15 protein-coding genes and 1 pseudogene are annotated in these 19,083 nt (G+C 61.1%); 7 read left to right on the top strand and 9 right to left on the bottom strand.

Features of this window, described 5'->3' with window-relative positions; translation table 11 throughout:
- The first annotated feature begins 95 nt into the window (after positions 1 to 95).
- Complete coding sequence (locus tag E4P01_RS26520) at positions 96 to 1,076, top strand: OmpA family protein (protein ID WP_005790371.1); 981 nt, start codon at positions 96 to 98, stop codon at positions 1,074 to 1,076.
- A gap of 60 nt (positions 1,077 to 1,136) precedes the next feature.
- On the opposite strand, the gene cobA is transcribed toward E4P01_RS26520, so the two are convergent.
- From cobA to E4P01_RS26480, 8 genes are all read right to left on the bottom strand, one after another.
- Positions 1,137 to 1,880, bottom strand: a complete 744-nt coding sequence (gene cobA / locus E4P01_RS26515) for a uroporphyrinogen-III C-methyltransferase (protein ID WP_032879920.1) — start codon at positions 1,878 to 1,880, stop codon at positions 1,137 to 1,139.
- A 10-nt stretch (positions 1,881 to 1,890) separates the two neighbouring features.
- The gene (locus E4P01_RS26510) at positions 1,891 to 4,599 is read right to left on the bottom strand and encodes a nitrate reductase (protein WP_216091958.1); all 2,709 of its coding nucleotides are present in this window, start codon (positions 4,597 to 4,599) and stop codon (positions 1,891 to 1,893) included.
- Entirely contained in the window at positions 4,599 to 4,916 is a 318-nt protein-coding gene (gene nirD, locus E4P01_RS26505) for a nitrite reductase small subunit NirD (protein WP_005790365.1), read from the bottom strand. Before nirD ends, E4P01_RS26510 begins: the two co-directional genes overlap by 1 nt.
- Entirely contained in the window at positions 4,913 to 7,366 is a 2,454-nt protein-coding gene (gene nirB / locus E4P01_RS26500) for a nitrite reductase large subunit NirB (protein ID WP_032879922.1), read from the bottom strand. Before nirB ends, nirD begins: the two co-directional genes overlap by 4 nt.
- Before the next feature lie 233 nt (positions 7,367 to 7,599).
- The gene (locus E4P01_RS26495) at positions 7,600 to 9,267 is read right to left on the bottom strand and encodes a bifunctional protein-serine/threonine kinase/phosphatase (RefSeq protein ID WP_216091957.1); all 1,668 of its coding nucleotides are present in this window, start codon (positions 9,265 to 9,267) and stop codon (positions 7,600 to 7,602) included.
- Positions 9,267 to 10,478: a nitrate/nitrite transporter gene (locus tag E4P01_RS26490; RefSeq protein ID WP_032879925.1), complete on the bottom strand. Its 1,212-nt coding sequence runs from the start codon at positions 10,476 to 10,478 to the stop codon at positions 9,267 to 9,269. The genes E4P01_RS26495 and E4P01_RS26490 overlap by 1 nt, the downstream gene beginning before the upstream one ends.
- Positions 10,479 to 10,623: 145 nt before the next feature.
- Entirely contained in the window at positions 10,624 to 11,199 is a 576-nt protein-coding gene (locus E4P01_RS26485; protein WP_005790358.1) for an ANTAR domain-containing protein, read from the bottom strand.
- A gap of 13 nt (positions 11,200 to 11,212) precedes the next feature.
- Positions 11,213 to 12,412 carry a CmpA/NrtA family ABC transporter substrate-binding protein gene (locus E4P01_RS26480; protein WP_216091956.1) on the bottom strand — a complete coding sequence of 400 codons (1,200 nt, stop codon included), beginning with the start codon at positions 12,410 to 12,412 and terminating at the stop codon, positions 11,213 to 11,215.
- 270 nt (positions 12,413 to 12,682) lie between these two features.
- Here E4P01_RS26480 and E4P01_RS26475 point away from each other — a divergent pair.
- The 5 genes and pseudogenes from E4P01_RS26475 to E4P01_RS26455 form a co-directional block, all read left to right on the top strand.
- Positions 12,683 to 13,432, top strand: a pseudogene (locus E4P01_RS26475) (secretin N-terminal domain-containing protein); the annotation flags it as partial.
- A gap of 153 nt (positions 13,433 to 13,585) precedes the next feature.
- Positions 13,586 to 13,801: a FliM/FliN family flagellar motor switch protein gene (locus E4P01_RS26470; RefSeq protein ID WP_005790352.1), complete on the top strand. Its 216-nt coding sequence runs from the start codon at positions 13,586 to 13,588 to the stop codon at positions 13,799 to 13,801.
- Between the two features lie 165 nt (positions 13,802 to 13,966).
- Positions 13,967 to 14,350, top strand: a complete 384-nt coding sequence (locus E4P01_RS26465) for a winged helix-turn-helix domain-containing protein (protein WP_032879928.1) — start codon at positions 13,967 to 13,969, stop codon at positions 14,348 to 14,350.
- On the top strand, positions 14,343 to 14,804 hold the full coding sequence (locus E4P01_RS26460) for a transglycosylase SLT domain-containing protein (RefSeq protein ID WP_282443059.1): 462 nt from the start codon (positions 14,343 to 14,345) through the stop codon (positions 14,802 to 14,804). Before E4P01_RS26465 ends, E4P01_RS26460 begins: the two co-directional genes overlap by 8 nt.
- Positions 14,805 to 14,884: 80 nt before the next feature.
- Positions 14,885 to 15,904 (top strand): quinone-dependent dihydroorotate dehydrogenase, encoded by a 1,020-nt coding sequence (locus tag E4P01_RS26455; RefSeq protein ID WP_216091955.1) that lies wholly within the window; start codon positions 14,885 to 14,887, stop codon positions 15,902 to 15,904.
- 127 nt (positions 15,905 to 16,031) lie between these two features.
- On the opposite strand, the gene E4P01_RS26450 is transcribed toward E4P01_RS26455, so the two are convergent.
- Positions 16,032 to 16,247, bottom strand: coding sequence for a ribosome modulation factor (locus E4P01_RS26450; RefSeq protein WP_002553055.1), 216 nt, complete (start codon positions 16,245 to 16,247; stop codon positions 16,032 to 16,034).
- A gap of 532 nt (positions 16,248 to 16,779) precedes the next feature.
- On the opposite strand from E4P01_RS26450, the gene rlmKL reads away from it, so the two are divergent.
- A complete protein-coding gene (gene rlmKL, locus E4P01_RS26445) occupies positions 16,780 to 19,044 on the top strand; it encodes a bifunctional 23S rRNA (guanine(2069)-N(7))-methyltransferase RlmK/23S rRNA (guanine(2445)-N(2))-methyltransferase RlmL (protein WP_216091954.1) in 2,265 nt (754 codons plus the stop codon).
- Positions 19,045 to 19,083 lie beyond the last annotated feature (39 nt).

Raw genomic sequence — 19,083 nt, 5'->3', positions numbered from 1 at the left:
ATCTCTTACGTGTAGGCAAGTTCTGTTAGACTTGTCGCCGAGTTGTCCCCCGGTTTGTGGGACTGCTTTACAATCACCAGATGGGGATTTAACGGATGAAACTGAAAAACACCTTGGGCTTGGCCATTGGTTCTCTTATTGCCGCTACTTCTTTCGGCGTTCTGGCACAAGGCCAAGGCGCAGTTGAAGGCGAGCTGTTCTACAAGAAGCAGTACAACGATAGCGTTAAGCACATCGAAGACGGCTTCAACCCAGGCGCTCGCATTGGTTACTTCCTGACCGACGATCTGTCGTTGAATCTGTCGTACGACAAGACCAACCACACCCGTTCGAACGACGGCACTGGCAACCAGAAGATCAAAGGTGACACTGGCAGCCTCGTTGCTCAGTACCACTTCGGTCAGGCTGGCGTTGATAGCCTGCGTCCATACGTTGAAGGCGGTTTCGGCCACCAGAGCCGTACCAACGTCAAGGCTGACGGCCACAGCGGTCGCGACCAGACCACTTTCGCCACCATCGGTACTGGCGTGAAGTACTACTTCACCAACAACCTGTACGCTCGTGCTGGTGTTGAAGCTGACTACGGTCTGGACAACGGCAAGTGGGACTACTCCGCACTGGTTGGCCTGGGCGTGAACTTCGGCGGTAACGCTGGCGCAGCTGCTCCAGCTCCTACCCCAGCACCAGCTCCAGAGCCAGTTCCAGAGCCAGAAGCTCCGGTTGCTCAGGTTGTTCGTGTTGAGCTGGACGTTAAGTTCGACTTCGACAAGTCGGTTGTTAAGCCTAACAGCTACGGCGACGTGAAAAACCTGGCCGACTTCATGGCTCAGTACCCAGACACCAACGTAGAAGTTGCTGGTCACACTGACTCCGTCGGTCCAGACGCTTACAACCAGAAGCTGTCCCAGCGTCGTGCTGACGCTGTTAAGCAAGTCCTGGTTAAAGATGGCGTAGCTCCTAGCCGCATCACTTCCGTTGGTTACGGTGAGTCCCGCCCAGTTGCTGACAACGCAACTGAAGCTGGCCGCGCTGTTAACCGTCGCGTAGAAGCAGCTGTTGAAGCCACCGCTAAGTAATTAGCCTGGCTTTACAAAAAAACCCGGCTTAGGCCGGGTTTTTTTCGCCTGGAATTTGCCTCAGGCACTGGCCGCCGTCGCCAGGCAAGCCGCCTGCGCAGCACCAGCAACGCTACCAATCACCAGGATAGCCGGGCTTTTCAGGGCGAACGCTTGCGCATCCTCATGCATCCGCGCCAGATCACTGCGGCATTCGCGCTGCTGGGGCAGCGAAGCATTTTCGATCATCGCCACGGGCATGTCCGGGGCCATGCCGCCTTCGAGCAACTGCTGACGAATCTCCTCCAGCTTCGCCACGCCCATGTACACCACCAGTGTGGTTCCACTTTCCGCCAGTGCGCGCCAGTTCAACGCGCTGTCGTCCTGAGTATGAGCAGTGACCAGCGTCACCCCACGGCTCACACCGCGTAACGTCAGGGGAATATCGCAGCTCGTCGCCCCGGCTAACCCCGACGTGATGCCGTTGACCAACTCCACCTCAATGCCACGTTCGCGCAGCCACAGCGCCTCTTCGCCACCGCGACCAAAAATGCACGGGTCGCCGCCCTTGAGCCGCACCACGCATTTGCCCTGGCGGGCATAACGCAGCATCAGGCGATGGATAAAATCCTGGGGCGTGGAGCGGCAGCCACCGCGTTTACCGACGGTAATCACGCGTGCATCGCCGCAGTGTTCGAGCACGGCCGGGTTGACCAGGTCATCAATCAGCACCACGTCCGCTTCATGCAGGGCTCTGACTGCCTTGAGGGTCAGCAACTCCGGATCACCGGGCCCAGCGCCTACCAGCCACACTTTTGCGCTCATGTTGTTCCCCTTACACACTGATGGCGATTGGCTGCGGTTTGCTGGCCAAAAGACGTTTGATTTCCGGCACGCAGGAGCCGCATTGGGTGCCGCAACCCAGTTCCCGTTTAAGTCCATCCAGGTCCAGGCCACGTCCAACGCCCGCACACACGGCGTTTTCGCTGACGTTCTTGCAGTTGCACACAATCTTGTTGCTGGCCGTTGCGGCACCGGGTGGCGCGCTTAAAGGTGCCAACAGCCAGCGTCGCAGTTGCTCGTCGGCGCGGCCTTCCAGCCACAGGCTTTGCAACCAGTGGCGGGCCAGGGTTTCGCCGGCCAGGCGCAGGGCGGTGATACGTCTTTTTTCGATTTTCACGCGCTTGCCGATCGAGCGGCGCGGGTCGTCGTAGGCCATGACCGGACCGTCGTTCAGGCCCAGCAAGTGGTCAATCCGAGTCAACAAATGCAGGTCCGGCGCCTCGGTATGGGCTGCCCGTACCAGCAACGCAGGGCGTTCACGGCCGGCCAGGCTCAGGCTGACGTAGGCAAATTCCTCACACAGCGGGCGCAGCGCTTCGAAATGCTGCTGCACATTGCCTTCGATCAACGCGAACAGCTGCCACGGCAGTTGCACGGCTTCCAGACGCACCCCGCTGTGCTTGAGTTCAGGCTGTTTGGACAGTGGGTCAAACGCCGGTTGGGTGATCACATTGACGCCGCCCTTGAGAAAGCGGTCGCCCCAATGCATCGGCAGAAATGCCTGGCCGGGCCGTACGCTGTCATCGCTGCTGACAGCGACGATCACGCTGCCGCGACGGCTTTTCAGGCTGACCAGGTCACCTTCCTGGAGGCGGTGGCGGCGAAGCTCGTCCGGGTGCAGGCTCAACAGCGCTTCACTGACATGCCCGAACAACTGTGCGGCCGTGCCGGTGCGGCTCATACCGTGCCACTGGTCACGCAGACGGCCGGTGATCAAGGTCAGGGGGAAGCGCGCGTCCCGTTGTTCCTTGGCCGCGCGGTAAGGGTCGGCCACAAACCGCGCCCGGCCATTGTCGGTGGGGAAGATGCCATCGCTATACAGGCGCGCTGTGCCTGTCTGTGCGCCTGTGGGAAACGGCCATTGCTGCGGGCCGAGTTGGTCGAGCAGGCCATGGCTGATACCGGACAAGTCGAGGTCACGCCCTTGAGTGAGCCCCTTGAACTCGTCAAACAGCTGCGCCGGCTGTGCAAAGGCGAACAGGCTGGGCAACCCTGGCCGTAGGCGACGCTCCAGGCGCTGTGCGAAATCTACGGTAATTGCCCAGTCCGCCCGCGCCTCTCCCGGTGGGCTGATGGCGCGGCGTACGTGGGAAATACGCCGCTCGGAGTTGGTGACCGTGCCGTCTTTTTCGCCCCAACTGGCGGCAGGCAACAGCAGGTCGGCATAAGTGGCGGTTTCGGTGGTGCGAAAAGCCTCCTGCAACACCACGAACGGGCACGCCGCCAAGGCCGCACGCACGGCGTTCTGGTCGGGCAAGGATTGTGCAGGGTTGGTGCAGGCGATCCACAGGGCCTTGATCTTGCCTGCCTGCATCTGTTCAAACAGTTCGATCGCGGTAAGGCCAGCGGGTGCAGGCAGTTGCTCCACACCCCAATAGGTGGCCACTTCAGCGCGATGTGCCGGGTTGGACGCCTCGCGGTGGCCCGGCAGCAGGTTGGACAGGCTGCCGGTTTCGCGACCGCCCATGGCATTCGGTTGACCGGTCAGGGAAAACGGCCCGCACCCCGGCCTGCCAATGGTGCCCGTGGCCAGGTGCAGGTTGATCAACGCGCTGTTTTTTGCGCTGCCGGCAGTGGATTGGTTGAGGCCCATGCACCATAGCGACAAAAAGCTGCTGGATGTGCCGACCCACTGCGCACATAGGCGCAGTTGTTCGACGCTGATCCCGCACAACTGCGTGACCATCTGCGGCGTGTAGTCATGCACCAGGCGTTTGAGCTCGGCCAGGCCATCGGTGTGGGCCTGGATGAACGCACGATCAATCCAGTCTTCCCACAGCAGCAAATGCAAAATCCCGTGAAACAACGCCACGTCCGTCCCCGGCAAGATTGCCAGGTGCAGGTCAGCCAAATCGCAGGTGTCTGTACGCCGAGGATCAATCACCAGCACTTTCATCTGCGGGCGCTGCGCCTTGGCCTGCTCCAGGCGTCGGAACAATACCGGGTGGGCGTAGGCCATATTGCTGCCGACGATCATCACGCAGTCGCTGTTTTCCAGGTCTTCATAACTGCATGGCGGCGCATCGGCGCCCAGGCTGCGTTTGTAGCCGACCACCGCCGATGACATGCACAGCCGAGAATTGCTGTCGATATTGTTGGTGCCTACCAACGCCCGGGCCAGCTTGTTGAAGCTGTAGTAATCCTCGGTCAATAGTTGCCCCGAGATATAGAACGCCACGCTGTCCGGGCCGTGCTCGGCGATGGTCTCGGCGAACACGTTGGCAGCGTGATCCAGGGCGGTGTCCCAGTCGGTACGGGTACGGGCCAAACCTTTGCCCAGGCGCAACTCCGGATACAGGGCGCGTGCGCTCACGTCGCCGGTCAGGTGCAGGCTGGCGCCTTTGCTGCACAATTTGCCGAAGTTGGCCGGATGGCTCGGATCGCCTTGTACCCCCAGGATCTGCTCGCCGTCATGCTCGATCAGCACGCCGCAGCCCACGCCGCAATAACAGCAGGTGGACGCGGTGGTCTGGCGGTTCATCAACCCGCGTCCCGCAGGGCCAGCATCACCCGGCCGTTTTCTACCCGGGCCTGATGATGGTGGGCGCAGCCGATATCCGGCGCCTGGGCTTCGCCGGACGCCAGGTCAATCTGCCAGTTGTGCAGCGGGCAGGCGACGCGCTTGCCATAGATTAAGCCTTGGGAGAGCGGGCCGCCCTTGTGCGGGCAACGGTCGTCAAGGGCGAAGACTTCGTCGTCACTGGTACGAAAAATCGCGATGTCGCCTTTGGGCCCACTGATGATGCGCGAGCCCAGGGTATTGATTTCATCAAGGGCGCAGATATCCAGCCAGTTCATAGCGACACCTCCAGTTGTTTGACCGGGATAACGTCGAACTCCTTTTTCAGCAGCGGCTGTTCCAGGCGTTCCTTCCACGGGTCCTGTTCGAATGACAGCGAGAACTGCAAACGCTCATTGAGCGCCTGGCGGCGGGCCGGGTCTTCCAGAACGGCCTTCTTGATGTGCTCCATGCCCACCCGTTGCAGGTAGTGCACCGTGCGTTCCAGGTAGAACGCTTCTTCGCGGTACAGCTGCAGAAATGCGCCGTTGTATTCGCGCACTTCATCGGCGGTCTTGAGCTTGACGAAAAACTCCGCGACTTCGGTCTTGATGCCGCCGTTGCCACCGATATACATCTCCCAACCGGAGTCGACACCGATAATTCCCACGTCCTTGATGCCCGCTTCCGAACAGTTGCGTGGGCAACCGGACACCGCCAGCTTGACCTTGTGCGGTGACCACATATTGAACAGGTCATGCTCCAGTTCGATGCCCAGTTGGGTGGAATTCTGCGTGCCGAAACGGCAGAACTCGCTGCCCACGCAGGTTTTCACGGTGCGGATGGATTTGCCGTAGGCATGGCCGGACGGCATGTCCAGGTCCTTCCACACCCCTGGCAAGTCCTGCTTCTTGATGCCGAGCAAGTCGATGCGCTGGCCGCCGGTGACTTTCACCATCGGCACGTTGTACTTGTCGGCCACATCGGCGATGCGGCGCAGCTCCGAAGGATTGGTCACGCCGCCCCACATCCGTGGGACTACAGAGTAGGTGCCGTCTTTCTGAATATTGGCGTGGGCCCGTTCGTTGATCAGTCGTGATTGCGGGTCGTCCTTGGCCTCGCCCGGCCAGGTTGAAATCAGGTAGTAGTTGAGAGCGGGGCGGCAGGTGGCGCAGCCATTGGGGGTACGCCAGTTCAGGTAGCGCATGGTGCTGTCGATAGTCAGCAAGTGCTGCTCGCGGATAGCCTGACGGATCTGCCCGTGATTAAGGTCGCTGCACCCACAGATGGCCTTTTCGCTTTTGGGTTTGACGTCAGCCGCGCCGCCCACGGTGTTGATCAGGATCTGCTCAACCAGCCCGGCACAGGAACCGCAGGAGCTGGCGGCCTTGGTGTGTTTTTTCACCTCATCGACGCTGAACAGCCCTTGTTCCTGGATTGCCTTGACGATGGTGCCTTTGCACACGCCGTTGCAGCCGCAGACCTCGGCGCTGTCGGCCATGCTCATGGCTTTGTCCTGGCCTTGATGGCCCACATCGCCCAAGGCGTTCTCACCGAACATCAGGTGATCGCGGATCTCGCCAATTGCATGGTTCTCACGGATCTGGCGGAAGTACCAACCACCATCCGCGGTATCGCCGTACAGGCACGCACCGACCAGGATGTCGTCCTTGATTACCAGCTTCTTGTATACGCCGCCGATCGGGTCGGAGAGGGTGATGGTCTCGGTGCCTTCACCGCCCATGAAGTCGCCGGCAGAAAAGAGGTCGATGCCGGTCACCTTCAGCTTGGTCGAGGTCACCGAGCCTTTGTAAGTGGCAAAGCCCAGTTGGGCCAAGTGGTTGGCGCAGACCTTGGCTTGTTCGAACAGCGGCGCCACCAGGCCATAGGCGATCCCGCGATGGCTGGCGCATTCGCCGATCGCGTAGATGCGCGGGTCGTAGGTTTGCATCGTGTCGTTGACCAGGATCCCACGGTTGCAGGGGATGCCGGACTTCTCCGCCAGTTCGGTGTTGGGGCGGATACCGGCGGCCATCACCACCAGGTCGGCGGGGATGATGTCGCCATTTTTGAATTGCACCGAGCCGACGCGACCATTACCGGCATCATGCAAGGCCTGGGTTTGCTCGCACAGGCGAAACACCAGGCCACGGCTTTCCAGTTCGGTTTGCAGCAACTGGCCGCTGGTCTTGTCCAGTTGGCGTTCCAGCAGCCATTCACCGAGATGCACCACCGTCACGTGCATACCGCGCAGCATCAGGCCGTTGGCCGCTTCCAGGCCGAGCAGGCCACCACCGATCACCACCGCGTGCTTGTGGGTCTTGGCGGTGTCGATCATCGCCTGGGTATCGGCAATGTCGCGGTAGCCAATCACGCCCTGCAAGGTGTTGCCGGGAATCGGCAGGATAAACGGCGTAGAACCGGTGGCGATCAGCAGGCGATCGTACTCGGCCTCGGTGCCGTCTTCGGCGATGACTTTGCGCTTGACCCGGTCGATCTGCACCACCTTGCGGTTGAGCAGTAGCTTGACGTTGTTATCCAGGTACCAGTCGAGGTCGTTGAGCACGATCTCTTCGAAGGTTTGCTCACCGGCCAGCACCGGCGACAGCAGGATGCGGTTGTAGTTGGTGTGGGGCTCGGCGCCGAATACGGTGATGTCGTACAGCTCGCTGCTCAGCTTGAGCAATTCTTCAAGGGTGCGAACTCCGGCCATGCCGTTGCCGATCATCACCAGTTTGAGTTTTTTCATGTCGTTCTCCGCAATGGCTCGACAAATCATGCGCAAACAAAAAAAGGCGTCCCCGCTAGTCAGCTAGCGAGGACGCCTTTGTCCTGGTCCCGTTCTCTCGGGAAGCTCGACCCTTCGACGTTGAAGGGGCGGCTATATGTGGGTTGTTGGAAGACCTAATGCAGCAGCTGTGCCAAGTTGCATACCCCCAGTTTTATTGGGCGTTTAAACAGGAGGGCGGTGGATTTTGCTCGTTAGTGGTGCAGCAGCCAGTACAGCAGCACCAGATTGATCAACAGTGAGGCCACTGCCAGGGTTTGCCAGACCTTCAGCGGCTCGCGCTCCAGCAGCGGCCGTGGCCGCACGCTCAGTTCGCGGCGGTCAGCCTGTTCCAGTACCAGCAGCCATTCTTCGGCAGTTTCATAGCGCTGTGCGGGCAGGGCGGCCACGGCGCGCTCCAGGCTGTGGGGCAACCAATCCGGCAGGTCGGGGCGATAGCGGCTGGCGCTGACAGGCTGGTTGAAACGCGGGCGTTGGAAGGCTTCGATTTCGCCGTAGGGGTAATGCCCAGTCAGCAGGTAATACAAGGTCACACCGACACTATACAAATCCTGTTGCGCAGTAGGATGCTCGCCTGCGAAAGCTTCGGGCGCGATAAAACTCGGGGTGCCGGGCAGTAAGTGGGCACGGTCTTCAGAAAGGCCAGGGCAGTAGGCCAGGCCAAAGTCCAGCACCCGCAGTTCCCCGTCATCGCCCAGCAGCAGGTTTTCCGGCTTGATGTCGCGGTGCAGAATCTGTCGGCGATGCAGCAGGCCCACGGCTCGCAGCAAGCGTTCGGCGATTGACTGCCATTGCGCCAGCGGCAGCGGGCCTTGTTGTTGAAACAGCTGGGCGAGGGTCTGCCCGGGGTATTCGCGCATCACGTAGTACAAATGCTGACGACCACTGGCGGCATGCACCTGCGGAAAGGCACGGCCAGCGACGCGGCGCAGAAACCATTCCTCCGATAACAAGGCTTGGGCGGCGTCGGTGTCATCGTGGCGCAAGGGCAAGGTCTTGAGCAGCCAGGGTTGCCGCTGCGCATCGTGCACGCGGTACAGCAACGATTGCCGACTCTGCGCGAGCACGCTTTGCACCTCCCAGCCTTCAAAGATCTGCCCAACCTTCAGCGGCGGCGGCGTTGGCCATTGCTGCAACTGCACCAAGGCGTCGCCGAGGGTGGCGGCGCCGAGTTGGTCGATGCGCACCAGCAAGGCGCTGGCGTTGTCTTGGCTGCCGGCCAGGTGGGCGGCGCTGACCAGGGTGCTGACGGCCAGGTCGAGGTCGTCTTGCTCACGCAGAATCGCGCCAATGCTGTGATCGCCCAACGTCGCCCACACCCCGTCGCTGAGCAAGAGGAAACATTCGCCCTCGCGCAATTGGCCGTCGAGGAAGTCCAGCACCAGGTGTTGATCCAGGCCAAGGGCGCGTTTGAGTACGTGCTGCATACCCGGCTGTTCCCACACATGGTCTTCGCTGAGGCGTTGCAACTCGCCGTCGAACCAGCGATATGCACGGCAATCACCGACATGGGCCAGCGTGAAGCGTTGGCCGCGAAACACCAGGGCGCTGAGGGTGGTGAGCAACGGTTGCCCACCACCGTTGGCTTGCAGCCAGCGATTTTGCGCGACCAACAGACGTTCGAGCGCCTGGGCCACCCCCCAGGTCTGCGGCGTGGCGTAGTAGTCCAGCGCCAGCGCCTGCAAGGTCGAGCGCGCGGCCAGGCCACCGTCGGCGCATTGGCTGACGCCATCGGCCAATGCGCACAGGTAGCCTTTGCTCGCCGCCAGTTCCGCCATCGGTGTGACCACCCGCAGCGCATCCTGGTTTTCACTGCGTGGGCCAATGGCGCTGGCCTGGGCGACGCTCAGTCGAAGGCTCATCAGACGCGGGCAGCGGTGACCGCAGCCGAGCCCCAGGTGGTTCTCCAGCGGCGCTTGACGCCATGCAGGCCAAACCAGGCCAGCACTCCGAGGCTGGCGAACAACCACAGCGCCAACTGGTAACTGCCGGTGCTCTGTTTGATCGCGCCCATGCCGGCGGCGAGGGCGAAGCCGCCGATGCCACCGGCCATGCCGATCAAGCCGGTCATTACGCCGATCTCAGTGCGAAAACGCTGCGGCACCAATTGGAATACCGCGCCATTTCCGGCACCCAGGCCGAGCATGGTGCAGACGAAAAGCGCCAGCGCCGCGTAGGAGCTGGGCAGGTTGAAACCCACTGCGGCAATACAGATCACCGCCACGCTGTACATGCCGAGCAGGGTCTTGATCCCGCCAAAACGGTCGGCCAGGGCGCCGCCCAGCGGGCGCATCAGGCTGCCACCGAACACGCAGGCCGCGGTGTAGTAACCGGCGGTCACCGGGCTCAGGCCGTATTGGTCGTTGAAGTAGCCGGGCAGGGCGCTGGCCAGGCCGATGAAGCCACCAAAGGTCACGCTGTAGAAGAACATGAACCACCAGCTGTCGCGGTCGCCCAGGGCCTTGAAGTAGTCGGCCATGGACTTGGCTTTCGGACGTTGTGGCGCGTTGCGTGCGAGCCAGGCGAATACGATCAGGGTAAGGACCAGCGGAATCAGCGCAAAGCCGAACACATTGCTCCAGCCGAACGCAGCCGCCAGCACCGGTGCCAGCAAGGCGGCAAATACGGTGCCGGAATTACCGGCACCGGCGATGCCCATGGCCTTGCCCTGGTGCTCTGCGGGATACCACTGCGATGCCAGGGGCAGAGCCACGGCAAAGGAGGCACCGGCCATGCCCAGAAACACGCCCAGCAGCAAGGCTTGCTCGTAACTGTGGATCCCCAGCTTCCAGGCGCAGAACAGCGCCACGATCACAATCACTTGGCCTATCAGCCCAGCGGTCTTGGGTGACAGCTTGTCGGCCAACATGCCCATCAGAAAACGCAGGACCGCGCCCGCCAGGATCGGCGTGGCCACCACCAGGCCGCGCTGCTGGGTGGTCAGGTGCAGGTCGGCGGCAATTTGCACCGCCAGCGGGCCCAACAGGTACCAGACCATGAAACTCAGGTCGAAATACAGGAACGCGGCAAACAGGGTCGGGGTATGCCCGGATTTCCAGAAGCTTGATTTCATCACGCACCTCAACGGTTGGGGGTCTGAAACGAAAAAACGCCGCCACCGGGTTCGCGAGGGCAAACCGGGTGGGCGACGTCTTTGTCGTGGAGGGGCAACCGCCGTTGGTTACCTGTGAGGATTCTTTAGCAAGAGCTGAGCCAGATCAGCCGAGCAACTCGCTCATGGCAATAATCTGCTCTGCCACCTGGATCAGTTTCTGCTGGCGACTCATGGCCTGACGGCGCATCAGGGTGTACGCCTCTTCTTCATTACAGCTCTTCATTTTCATCAGCAGGCCCTTGGCCAACTCGATGCGTTTACGTTCGGCCAATTGCAGGTCGCGGGCCTGCAACTGCGCGCGCAGGGCCTGGTCACTCTCGAAGCGGGCCATGGCCACATCAAGGATCGGTTGCAGGCGTTGGGCCTGAATGCCTTCGACGATATAGGCACTGACGCCGGACTTGATTGCCTGGCGCATCACATTCGGGTCATGCTCATCGGTAAACATCACGATAGGCCGGGGCTGGTCGCGGCTGACCAACACCACTTGCTCCATCACATCGCGGCCGGGTGACTCGGTATCGATCAGGATCACGTCCGGGCGCACTGTTTCGACGCGTGCGGGCAGGTCGATGGTCAGGCCGGATTCATCGATCACCTCGAAGCCGGCTTCGGTCAGGGCGGCCTTGAGGCGCCCGACCTTGCGCGGGGTGTCATTGATCAACAGGATTCGTAGCATCATTGAGCTCCTGTCAGCGCAGCGCTTGACGGTGGTTGTCATCGCCCAGGGCATTGAGGCGGAAGCTGCGGGCGTAACCGGCGGGGTCGGAGCCGTCCCAGATTTTGCCGTCGATCAATTGACTGCTGCGCATCGGCGCGTCGCCAACGCTGAGGCCCAGCGCATCGGCGGCCTGGCGATACAGCGCCAATTGCTGGACCTGGCAGGCGACGCCGAGGTAGTCAGGGTCTTCACGCAACAAGCCCCAACGCCGGAACTGGGTCATGAACCACATGCCGTCGCTGAGGTAGGGCAAATTCACCTCGCCACCGGCGAAAAAGCGCAAAGCATGGGGATCCTGCCACTGGTTACCCAAGCCGTCCTCGTAATGACCCAGCAGACGCGGCTCGATGCAGTCCAACGGGGCGTCGAGGTAGTCGCGAGCGCTGAGCAACTGCGCGGTGGAACGGCGGTTTTCAGTGCTCTGTTCGATAAATCGGCTGGCTTCGAGGATCGCCATGACCAGTATACGGGCGGTATTGGGGTATGCGTCGACGAACGCCTGGGTGCAGCCCAGGACCTTTTCCGGATGATCGGGCCAGATCGCCTGGGTGGTCGCCAGGGTAAAGCCTTGATGGTGTTGCACCGCACTGGCACTCCAGGGCTCGCCGACACAAAAACCGTCGATGCGTCCGGCCTGCAGGTGCGCCACCATTTGCGGCGGCGGTACCACCACGCTGTTCACATCCTGCAATGGATGAATGCCTTGGCTCGCCAGCCAGTAATACAACCACATGGCGTGGGTGCCCGTGGGAAATGTCTGGGCGAAGGTCAGTTTTGTCCGGCTTTGGTGCACGTGGCGTTCCAGCGCTTCAGGAGTGACCACTCCCTGGTGTTGCAGGCCGTGGGACAGGTTGATGCTCTGACCGTTCTGGTTGAGGCCCATCAGTACGGCCATGTCGGTAGGCGCAACGCCGCCGATGCCCAGATGCACGGCATAGATCAGCCCGTACAGACCGTGGGCGGCGTCCAGCTCGCCACTGACCAGCTTGTCCCGCAGGTTGGCCCAGGATGATTGGCGCTTGAGGTTCAGTGTGAGGCCGTAGGGCTGGGCGAAGCCCTGGGTGGCAGCGACCACCAGCGACGCGCAATCGGTCAGGGCCATGAACCCCAGGTCAAGGCTGCTCTTTTCCGGGGCATCGCTGCCGTTTACCCAAGCCAGCGGATCGTTCATCAATACCTGCCTTTTCTGAAAAAAAAGCGTCGTTTCCCGGCTTGGCGTGACAGGCCATTGCCGGGTAACGACGCCTTTGTCCGTAGGCCCGCGCCGCCTTTGGTGCGGGCCTGATACAAAGTGCGAAGCAAGGCACATGCCACGGGGGCGTGGTGCAGTCTGCCGTCAACTTTCCATCATGATTGAACCTCTTGCGCCTCGCAGTATGGCCGCTTCTTCAGGCCAGATCGCCCAGGAATACCCACGGTGCACACTGATTCCCCGAACCCCATGAACTGCCGCTGGCTGCACTGCGGGTTACTGTGTGCCGCCCTGTTGCTGGGTAGCCGCGCAGCCTGGGGCCAGGCGTACCAGGCACAGGATGAAAGTTTGCATACTTTCTTTACCGCGCTGTCGGGGCCATTGGGCCTGCCTGTGGTCACCAGCCGTGCGGTGGCGCGCAGGCGCATCAGCGGAACCTTCGACTTTGCAGCGCCGCAACGGGTCCTGGAAACCCTCGCTGAGCAGCAAGACCTGATCTGGCACCGCAGCGGGCAAGTGGTGCATCTCTACACCGCCGATGAGGTGCGTAGTTCTGCGGTCGTGCTGCGGCATATCTCAGTCAATCGGCTGCGCGGCATCATGCGGCGTGCGGGGCTGGATGAGCCGCGCTACCCATTGCGTGAGAGCGGGGCACGTACGTTCTACGTTTACGGGCCACCGAGCTATGTCGATCATGTCTTGCGGCTGGCCAGCCTGATGGACCAGCCACGCCGCAAGCAGCCCGAAGGCGCAACGGCATTCGGCGTTGTCCAGGTGATCAATGCAGCTGTTCAGGACCGCCAGCAAGGAGAGGGTGCCAATAAGGTCCGCGTACCGGGTATGGCTGCCATGATCGAAGCCCGGCTGTCCCCTGAGCAGAAAGGTCAATTGGCAGACGGTAGCCTGGTGTTGGTGGCCTATTCGGATACCAACAGTTTGTTGATCAAGGGCCAGCCTGCCCAGGTGAGTCTTATCGAAAAACTGGTGGCGGAGCTGGATAGCGCCACGGTCCAGGATGACGTTTCGTCAGGCCCTGACCCATTACCGCCACCTCCCGCGCCTGCGCAATTGAGCACAGCACAACATGAGCGTGTGCAGCGTGCGTTCCTGCGCACCGATCGTGAGTTTTCCCCATGAAAAAGGCGTTTGTCCATGCACCTGGAAATACTGCTGCAGGAGCAATTGATCAGCCGCAAGCGTTTGGCTGCGTTCGCACCGGGGAAGGTGCTGCCTCTGGATCCAGGGGCGACTCGATGTGTGGAGGTACGGGTCAATGGGCAACTGATGGCGTTGGGTGAGCTGGTGCAACTGGAGGATCGGCTGGGGGTTGAGTTGCAGGAGACGTATCAGGAATGGCTACCCCAATAAGTGCGTCAGGAGAATTGTCTGACCGAAAGTTTCCAAAAAAGGGCGCCCGAATGGGCTTTGTCCTAGCGCGAGCCGTAGGCCGGTTTTTTATAGTCGTGACATTGGCAGGTGAGCCGGTACGGAAACTAAGGATGTGAATGTCAGTAGTAAAAAGCAGAGGTGCGTATGGCCGTCGTGATTGATGAATCGACGACCTCCCTGGTCTTCGCTCGCTGGACCTTGCATGGCGATGGCCGGTTGACGGGCGGCGATGCGGATATTCAGTTGCCGCCCAAGGAGTGGCATGTGCTGCGATTGTTGCTGGCCTCCGGTGGCACGCTGATGACCAAGGATCGCCTGCTGGAGCTGGCCTGGCCCCGGGGAGAGGTGGCCGATGAGTCACTGACGCGCTGTATCTATTCCCTGCGCAAACATTTGAGGGCCGACAAAGGGTTTATCAAGACGATTTATGGCAAGGGGTATCGCTTTACGTGCCCGGTGCGGGTGGGGGAACCACCACGGGGTGTCGTGCATGTGTGCTCTGTGTGTGGCCAGGCCAGCAATGCTTAAGGTTTGGAGCGTGGTACTGCTGCTCAGTGGGCTGATGGGCAGTCACCAGGTAATGGCCTATTGCTGGGACGAGGCGGCCAGCCGGTACGATCTCGAACCGGAACTGTTGCAGGCTATCGCTGATGTCGAATCGGGTTCGCGTGCGCAGGCGATCAACTACGCCAACCGCAATGGCACGCGTGATATCGGCTTGATGCAGATCAACAGCATCCACCTGCCGCGTTTGCTCAAACAGGGCATTACCGAGGAGCGGTTGTTGAGCGAACCTTGTTTGTCGGTGCAAGTCGGTGCCTCGATTCTGGCCGAGTTTAATCAGCGTTTCGGCTACAACTGGATGGCGGTGGGTTCCTACAATGTTGGACCGGGCCCTGGCTCGCAGCGTGAGGCGTTGCGCCAGCGCTACGCCGAAAGGATCTGGGTGCGTTATCAGGCGTTGATTGCTCAGCGCCGATGAGCGCAGCACGCCTCGCATGAGGCCCGCCACCCCGGCTATAATCGCGTCACCTTTTGCCGCCATCCGAGTCTAGCCCGCCCATGTATACCTTGGCCCGCCAGCTGTTGTTCAAACTCTCCCCGGAAACCTCCCACGATCTGTCCCTGGACTTGATCGGTGCCGGTGGCCGCCTGGGGCTCAATGGCCTGGTATGCAAGGCTGCGGCGAAAGTGCCGGTGTCGGTGATGGGCCTGGATTTTCCCAATCCGGTCGGCCTGGCAGCCGGCCTGGACAAAAACGGCGCGGCCATCGACGGGTTTGCACAGTTGGGGTTCGGCTTCGTTGAAATCGGCACCGTGACGCCACGGCCACAGCCGGGCAATCCCAAACCGCGCATTTTCCGCCTGCCGGAGGCAGAGGCGATCATCAATCGCATGGGTTTCAACAACCTCGGCGTCGATCACCTGTTATCGCGGGTTCAAGCGGCAAAATACACAGGCATCCTCGGGATCAATATCGGCAAGAACTTTGACACGCCGGTGGAGCGTGCAGTGGACGATTACCTGATCTGCCTGGACAAGGTTTACGCCCACGCCAGCTACGTCACCGTCAACGTCAGCTCGCCCAATACCCCGGGCCTGCGTAGCCTGCAATTCGGTGACTCCCTCAAACAACTGCTCGAAGCCTTGCGCCAGCGTCAGGAAGACTTGGCCGTGCGTCATGGCAAGCGCGTACCCCTGGCAATCAAGATCGCCCCGGACATGAGCGATGAAGAAACCGTACTGGTGGCCCAGGCCCTGGTGGATGCGGGCATGGACGCAGTGATTGCGACCAACACCACCCTCAGCCGCGTGGGCGTCGAGGGGCTGGCCCATGGCGACGAGGCGGGCGGCCTGTCCGGCGCGCCGGTACGGGACAAGAGCACCCATATCGTCAAGGTGCTGGCGGCCGAGTTGGCCGGGCGTTTGCCGATCATCGCGGTGGGCGGTATTACCGAAGGCAAGCACGCGGCCGAGAAGATCGCGGCTGGCGCCAGCCTGGTGCAGTTGTACTCCGGCTTTATCTATAAGGGGCCGGCGTTGATTCGCGAGTCGGTGGATGCCATCGCTGCCCTGCGTTGACAATCTGCCAGGCAATAAAAAGGGCTCCATAAAGGAGCCCCTGGGCCGAAGCCCGCCGCCCGGATGGGGCGCGCGTGGTTAAGTCGTTACTCATTCAAAGATGTGTGTCGGAATAAAATGCCCCTGATTAGCCGACGGCGTGAAGTTCGTTGAGTCTGTGGATGCCCGCAGTGCCAGTCATACCGTCCCAATTGTCGCCGCGTCCTTCTCGCCAGCCGTTGATCCAGGCTTGGCGTACCGACGGTAGAGTAAATGGGCAAAGCTCACGGGATTTTCCATGAACGCCATATTGATATCCGCGTAAAAATGCTCTTTCCAACGGATCACGCTTAAGTCTTCTCATAGGGTGTTTCCCTCACTTGTTGACTGTCTAGATATCCTTCGGCCTTGTCCAAGGCCGGGCAGAGTTTTTCTGCCGTTGGTGGGCTCGCTGCCGGCGTGGCGAGCCGATGTGTCGGCGTCGTTACGGCGCCAACCTGTGTTGAGTTCTAACCAATAGGTCACATGTATTCAATGATCGTTTTGTCATAAGCACGTAACGATAACGATGCTATAGCCATAAGCTGGGATGGTTTTTCGCCCCTTTTATGCAGCAAAGCCAGCTATGATGTGCCCTGCACAGCGAAGCGGGTTAATCCTTTAGTGAGAATGCCCGCCTGTTGCAGTCGGTTATTATTCGACGAAGGGTCTGAATATTTCCTTTTGTTGCTTCACATTGTTTCTCTGCCCCGTCAAACAAGGCTCAACGGCCCGGAAAGCGGGGTGGGACGGCACATTCGTGCCACGCGAGCACTCTTCAAGAAAAGTGCTTGATTGAAAACCGAGCCGGCGATGCGTCGCCCGTTCATTTATTGCTGAAAAGCCTGGAATGCCCCATGTCGGACCGTTTTGAACTCTTCCTCACTTGCCCCAAGGGCCTCGAAGGCCTGCTGATCGAGGAAGCCGTCGGGCTTGGCCTTGAGGACGCCCGCGAGCACACCTCGGCCGTTCGCGGCATGGCCGACATGGAAACCGCCTACCGCCTGTGCCTGTGGTCACGCTTGGCCAACCGTGTGCTGCTGGTACTCAAGCGCTTCCCGATGAAGGACGCCGAAGACCTCTACCACGGCGTGCTGGATATCGAATGGGCCGACCACATGGTTCCCGACGGTACCCTGGCGGTCGAGTTCAGCGGTCACGGCTCGGGCATCGACAACACTCACTTCGGCGCGCTGAAGGTCAAGGATGCGATCGTCGACAAGCTGCGCACCCCAACCGGCGAGCGTCCATCCATCGACAAGATCAACCCGGACCTGCGCATTCACCTGCGCCTGGACCGTGGCGAAGCGATCCTGTCCCTGGACCTTTCCGGCCACAGCCTGCACCAGCGTGGCTACCGCCTGCAGCAGGGCGCGGCACCGCTGAAGGAAAACCTGGCAGCGGCGATCCTGATTCGCGCCGGCTGGCCACGCATTGCAGCCGAAGGCGGCGCGCTGACCGACCCGATGTGCGGCGTCGGCACCTTCCTGGTTGAAGGCGCGATGATCGCCGCCGACATGGCCCCCAACCTCAACCGCGAGCTGTGGGGTTTCACCACGTGGCTGGGCCACGTCCCGGCGCTGTGGAAAAAGCTGCACACCGAGGCCAGCGAGCGTGCGGCCATTGGTATGAACAAGCCACCGTTGTGGGTCCGCGGTTACGAAGCCGACCCGCGCCTGATTCAACCCGCCCGCAATAACATCGAACGCGCCGGCCTGAGCCACTGGATCAAGGTGTACCAGGGCGAAGTGGGCACGTTCGAGCCGCGCCCGGACCAGAACCAGAAAGGCCTGGTGATCTGCAACCCACCCTACGGTGAGCGCCTGGGTGACGAAGCCAGCCTGTTGTACCTCTACCAGAACCTCGGCGAGCGCCTGCGCCAGGCCTGCATGGGCTGGGAAGCTGCGGTGTTCACCGGCGCGCCGGACCTGGGCAAGCGCATGGGCATCCGCAGCCACAAACAGTATTCGTTCTGGAACGGCGCGCTGCCGTGCAAATTGCTGCTGATCAAGGTCAACCCGGATCAGTTCGTCACCGGCGAACGTCGCACTCCGGAGCAGCGCCAGGCTGAGCGTGAGCAAGCGGCTTACGACCAGGCGCCGACCGAGCCCGTTGAGCGCCAGTACAACAAGAACGGCAACCCGATCAAGCCAGCCCCGGCCCCGGTGGTCGAACAGGCGCGCTTGAGCGAAGGCGGGCAGATGTTTGCCAACCGCCTGCAAAAGAACCTCAAGCTGCTGGGCAAATGGGCCAAGCGCGAAGGGGTGAATTGCTATCGTGTGTATGACGCCGACATGCCTGAGTACTCCATGGCGATCGACCTGTACCACGATTGGGTGCACGTGCAGGAATACGCGGCGCCAAAATCCATCGACCCGGAAAAAGCCTCGGCGCGCATGTTCGATGCCCTGGCAGCGATTCCCCAGGCCCTGAACGTCGACAAGAGCCGCGTGGTGGTCAAGCGTCGCGAGCGTCAGAGCGGCACCAAGCAATACGAACGCCAGAGCGCCCAGGGCAAGTTCACCGAGGTCAGCGAAGGTGGCGTGAAGCTGCTGGTCAACCTCACCGACTACCTGGATACCGGCCTGTTCCTCGACCACCGCCCGATGCGTATGCGCATCCAGAAAGAAGCGGCCGGCAAGCGCTTCCTCAACCTGTATTGCTACACCGCCACCGCCAGCGTCCATGCTGCCAAGGGTGGAGCGCGCAGCACCACCAGCGTCGACCTGTCCAAAACCTATCTGGACTGGGCGCGTCGCAACTTCTCCCTCAATGGTTTCTCCGACAAGAACCGCCTGGAGCAGGGTGATGTCATGGCGTGGCTGGAGGCCAGTCGCGATGAGTTCGATATGATTTTCATCGACCCGCCGACCTTCTCCAACTCCAAGCGCATGGAAGGTATCTTCGACGTGCAGCGTGACCACGTGCAGTTGCTCGACCTGGCCATGGCACGCCTGGCGCCGGGTGGCGTGCTGTACTTCTCCAACAACTTCCGCAAGTTCCAGTTGGAAGACAACCTCAGCGAACGCTATGCGGTCGAAGAGATCAGCGACAAGACCATCGACCCGGATTTTGCGCGCAATGCGAAGATCCACCGGGCCTGGAAAATCACTGCCCGCTGATTAATATCAGCAGTTCTGAATGCGCCGAGTATCCAGTGT

Source organism: Pseudomonas sp. NCIMB 10586 (genome assembly GCF_023127895.1).
GTDB lineage: Bacteria > Pseudomonadota > Gammaproteobacteria > Pseudomonadales > Pseudomonadaceae > Aquipseudomonas > Aquipseudomonas synxantha_A.
This window is presented reverse-complemented; position numbering and strand designations above follow the sequence as displayed.

Excerpts from the sequence above, each read along its gene's own strand:
- E4P01_RS26455 (WP_216091955.1), top strand. The coding sequence starts at position 14,885 with ATGTATACCTTGGCCCGCCAGCTGTTGTTCAAACTCTCCCCGGAAACC.
- cobA (WP_032879920.1), bottom strand. The coding sequence starts at position 1,880 with ATGAGCGCAAAAGTGTGGCTGGTAGGCGCTGGGCCCGGTGATCCGGAG.
- E4P01_RS26470 (WP_005790352.1), top strand. The coding sequence starts at position 13,586 with ATGCACCTGGAAATACTGCTGCAGGAGCAATTGATCAGCCGCAAGCGT.
- rlmKL (WP_216091954.1), top strand. The coding sequence starts at position 16,780 with ATGTCGGACCGTTTTGAACTCTTCCTCACTTGCCCCAAGGGCCTCGAA.
- E4P01_RS26465 (WP_032879928.1), top strand. The coding sequence starts at position 13,967 with ATGGCCGTCGTGATTGATGAATCGACGACCTCCCTGGTCTTCGCTCGC.
- E4P01_RS26460 (WP_282443059.1), top strand. The coding sequence starts at position 14,343 with ATGCTTAAGGTTTGGAGCGTGGTACTGCTGCTCAGTGGGCTGATGGGC.
- E4P01_RS26495 (WP_216091957.1), bottom strand. The coding sequence starts at position 9,267 with ATGAGCCTTCGACTGAGCGTCGCCCAGGCCAGCGCCATTGGCCCACGC.
- E4P01_RS26490 (WP_032879925.1), bottom strand. The coding sequence starts at position 10,478 with ATGAAATCAAGCTTCTGGAAATCCGGGCATACCCCGACCCTGTTTGCC.
- E4P01_RS26510 (WP_216091958.1), bottom strand. The coding sequence starts at position 4,599 with ATGAACCGCCAGACCACCGCGTCCACCTGCTGTTATTGCGGCGTGGGC.
- E4P01_RS26450 (WP_002553055.1), bottom strand. The coding sequence starts at position 16,247 with ATGAGAAGACTTAAGCGTGATCCGTTGGAAAGAGCATTTTTACGCGGA.
- E4P01_RS26520 (WP_005790371.1), top strand. The coding sequence starts at position 96 with ATGAAACTGAAAAACACCTTGGGCTTGGCCATTGGTTCTCTTATTGCC.
- E4P01_RS26485 (WP_005790358.1), bottom strand. The coding sequence starts at position 11,199 with ATGCTACGAATCCTGTTGATCAATGACACCCCGCGCAAGGTCGGGCGC.
- nirB (WP_032879922.1), bottom strand. The coding sequence starts at position 7,366 with ATGAAAAAACTCAAACTGGTGATGATCGGCAACGGCATGGCCGGAGTT.
- E4P01_RS26480 (WP_216091956.1), bottom strand. The coding sequence starts at position 12,412 with ATGAACGATCCGCTGGCTTGGGTAAACGGCAGCGATGCCCCGGAAAAG.
- nirD (WP_005790365.1), bottom strand. The coding sequence starts at position 4,916 with ATGAACTGGCTGGATATCTGCGCCCTTGATGAAATCAATACCCTGGGC.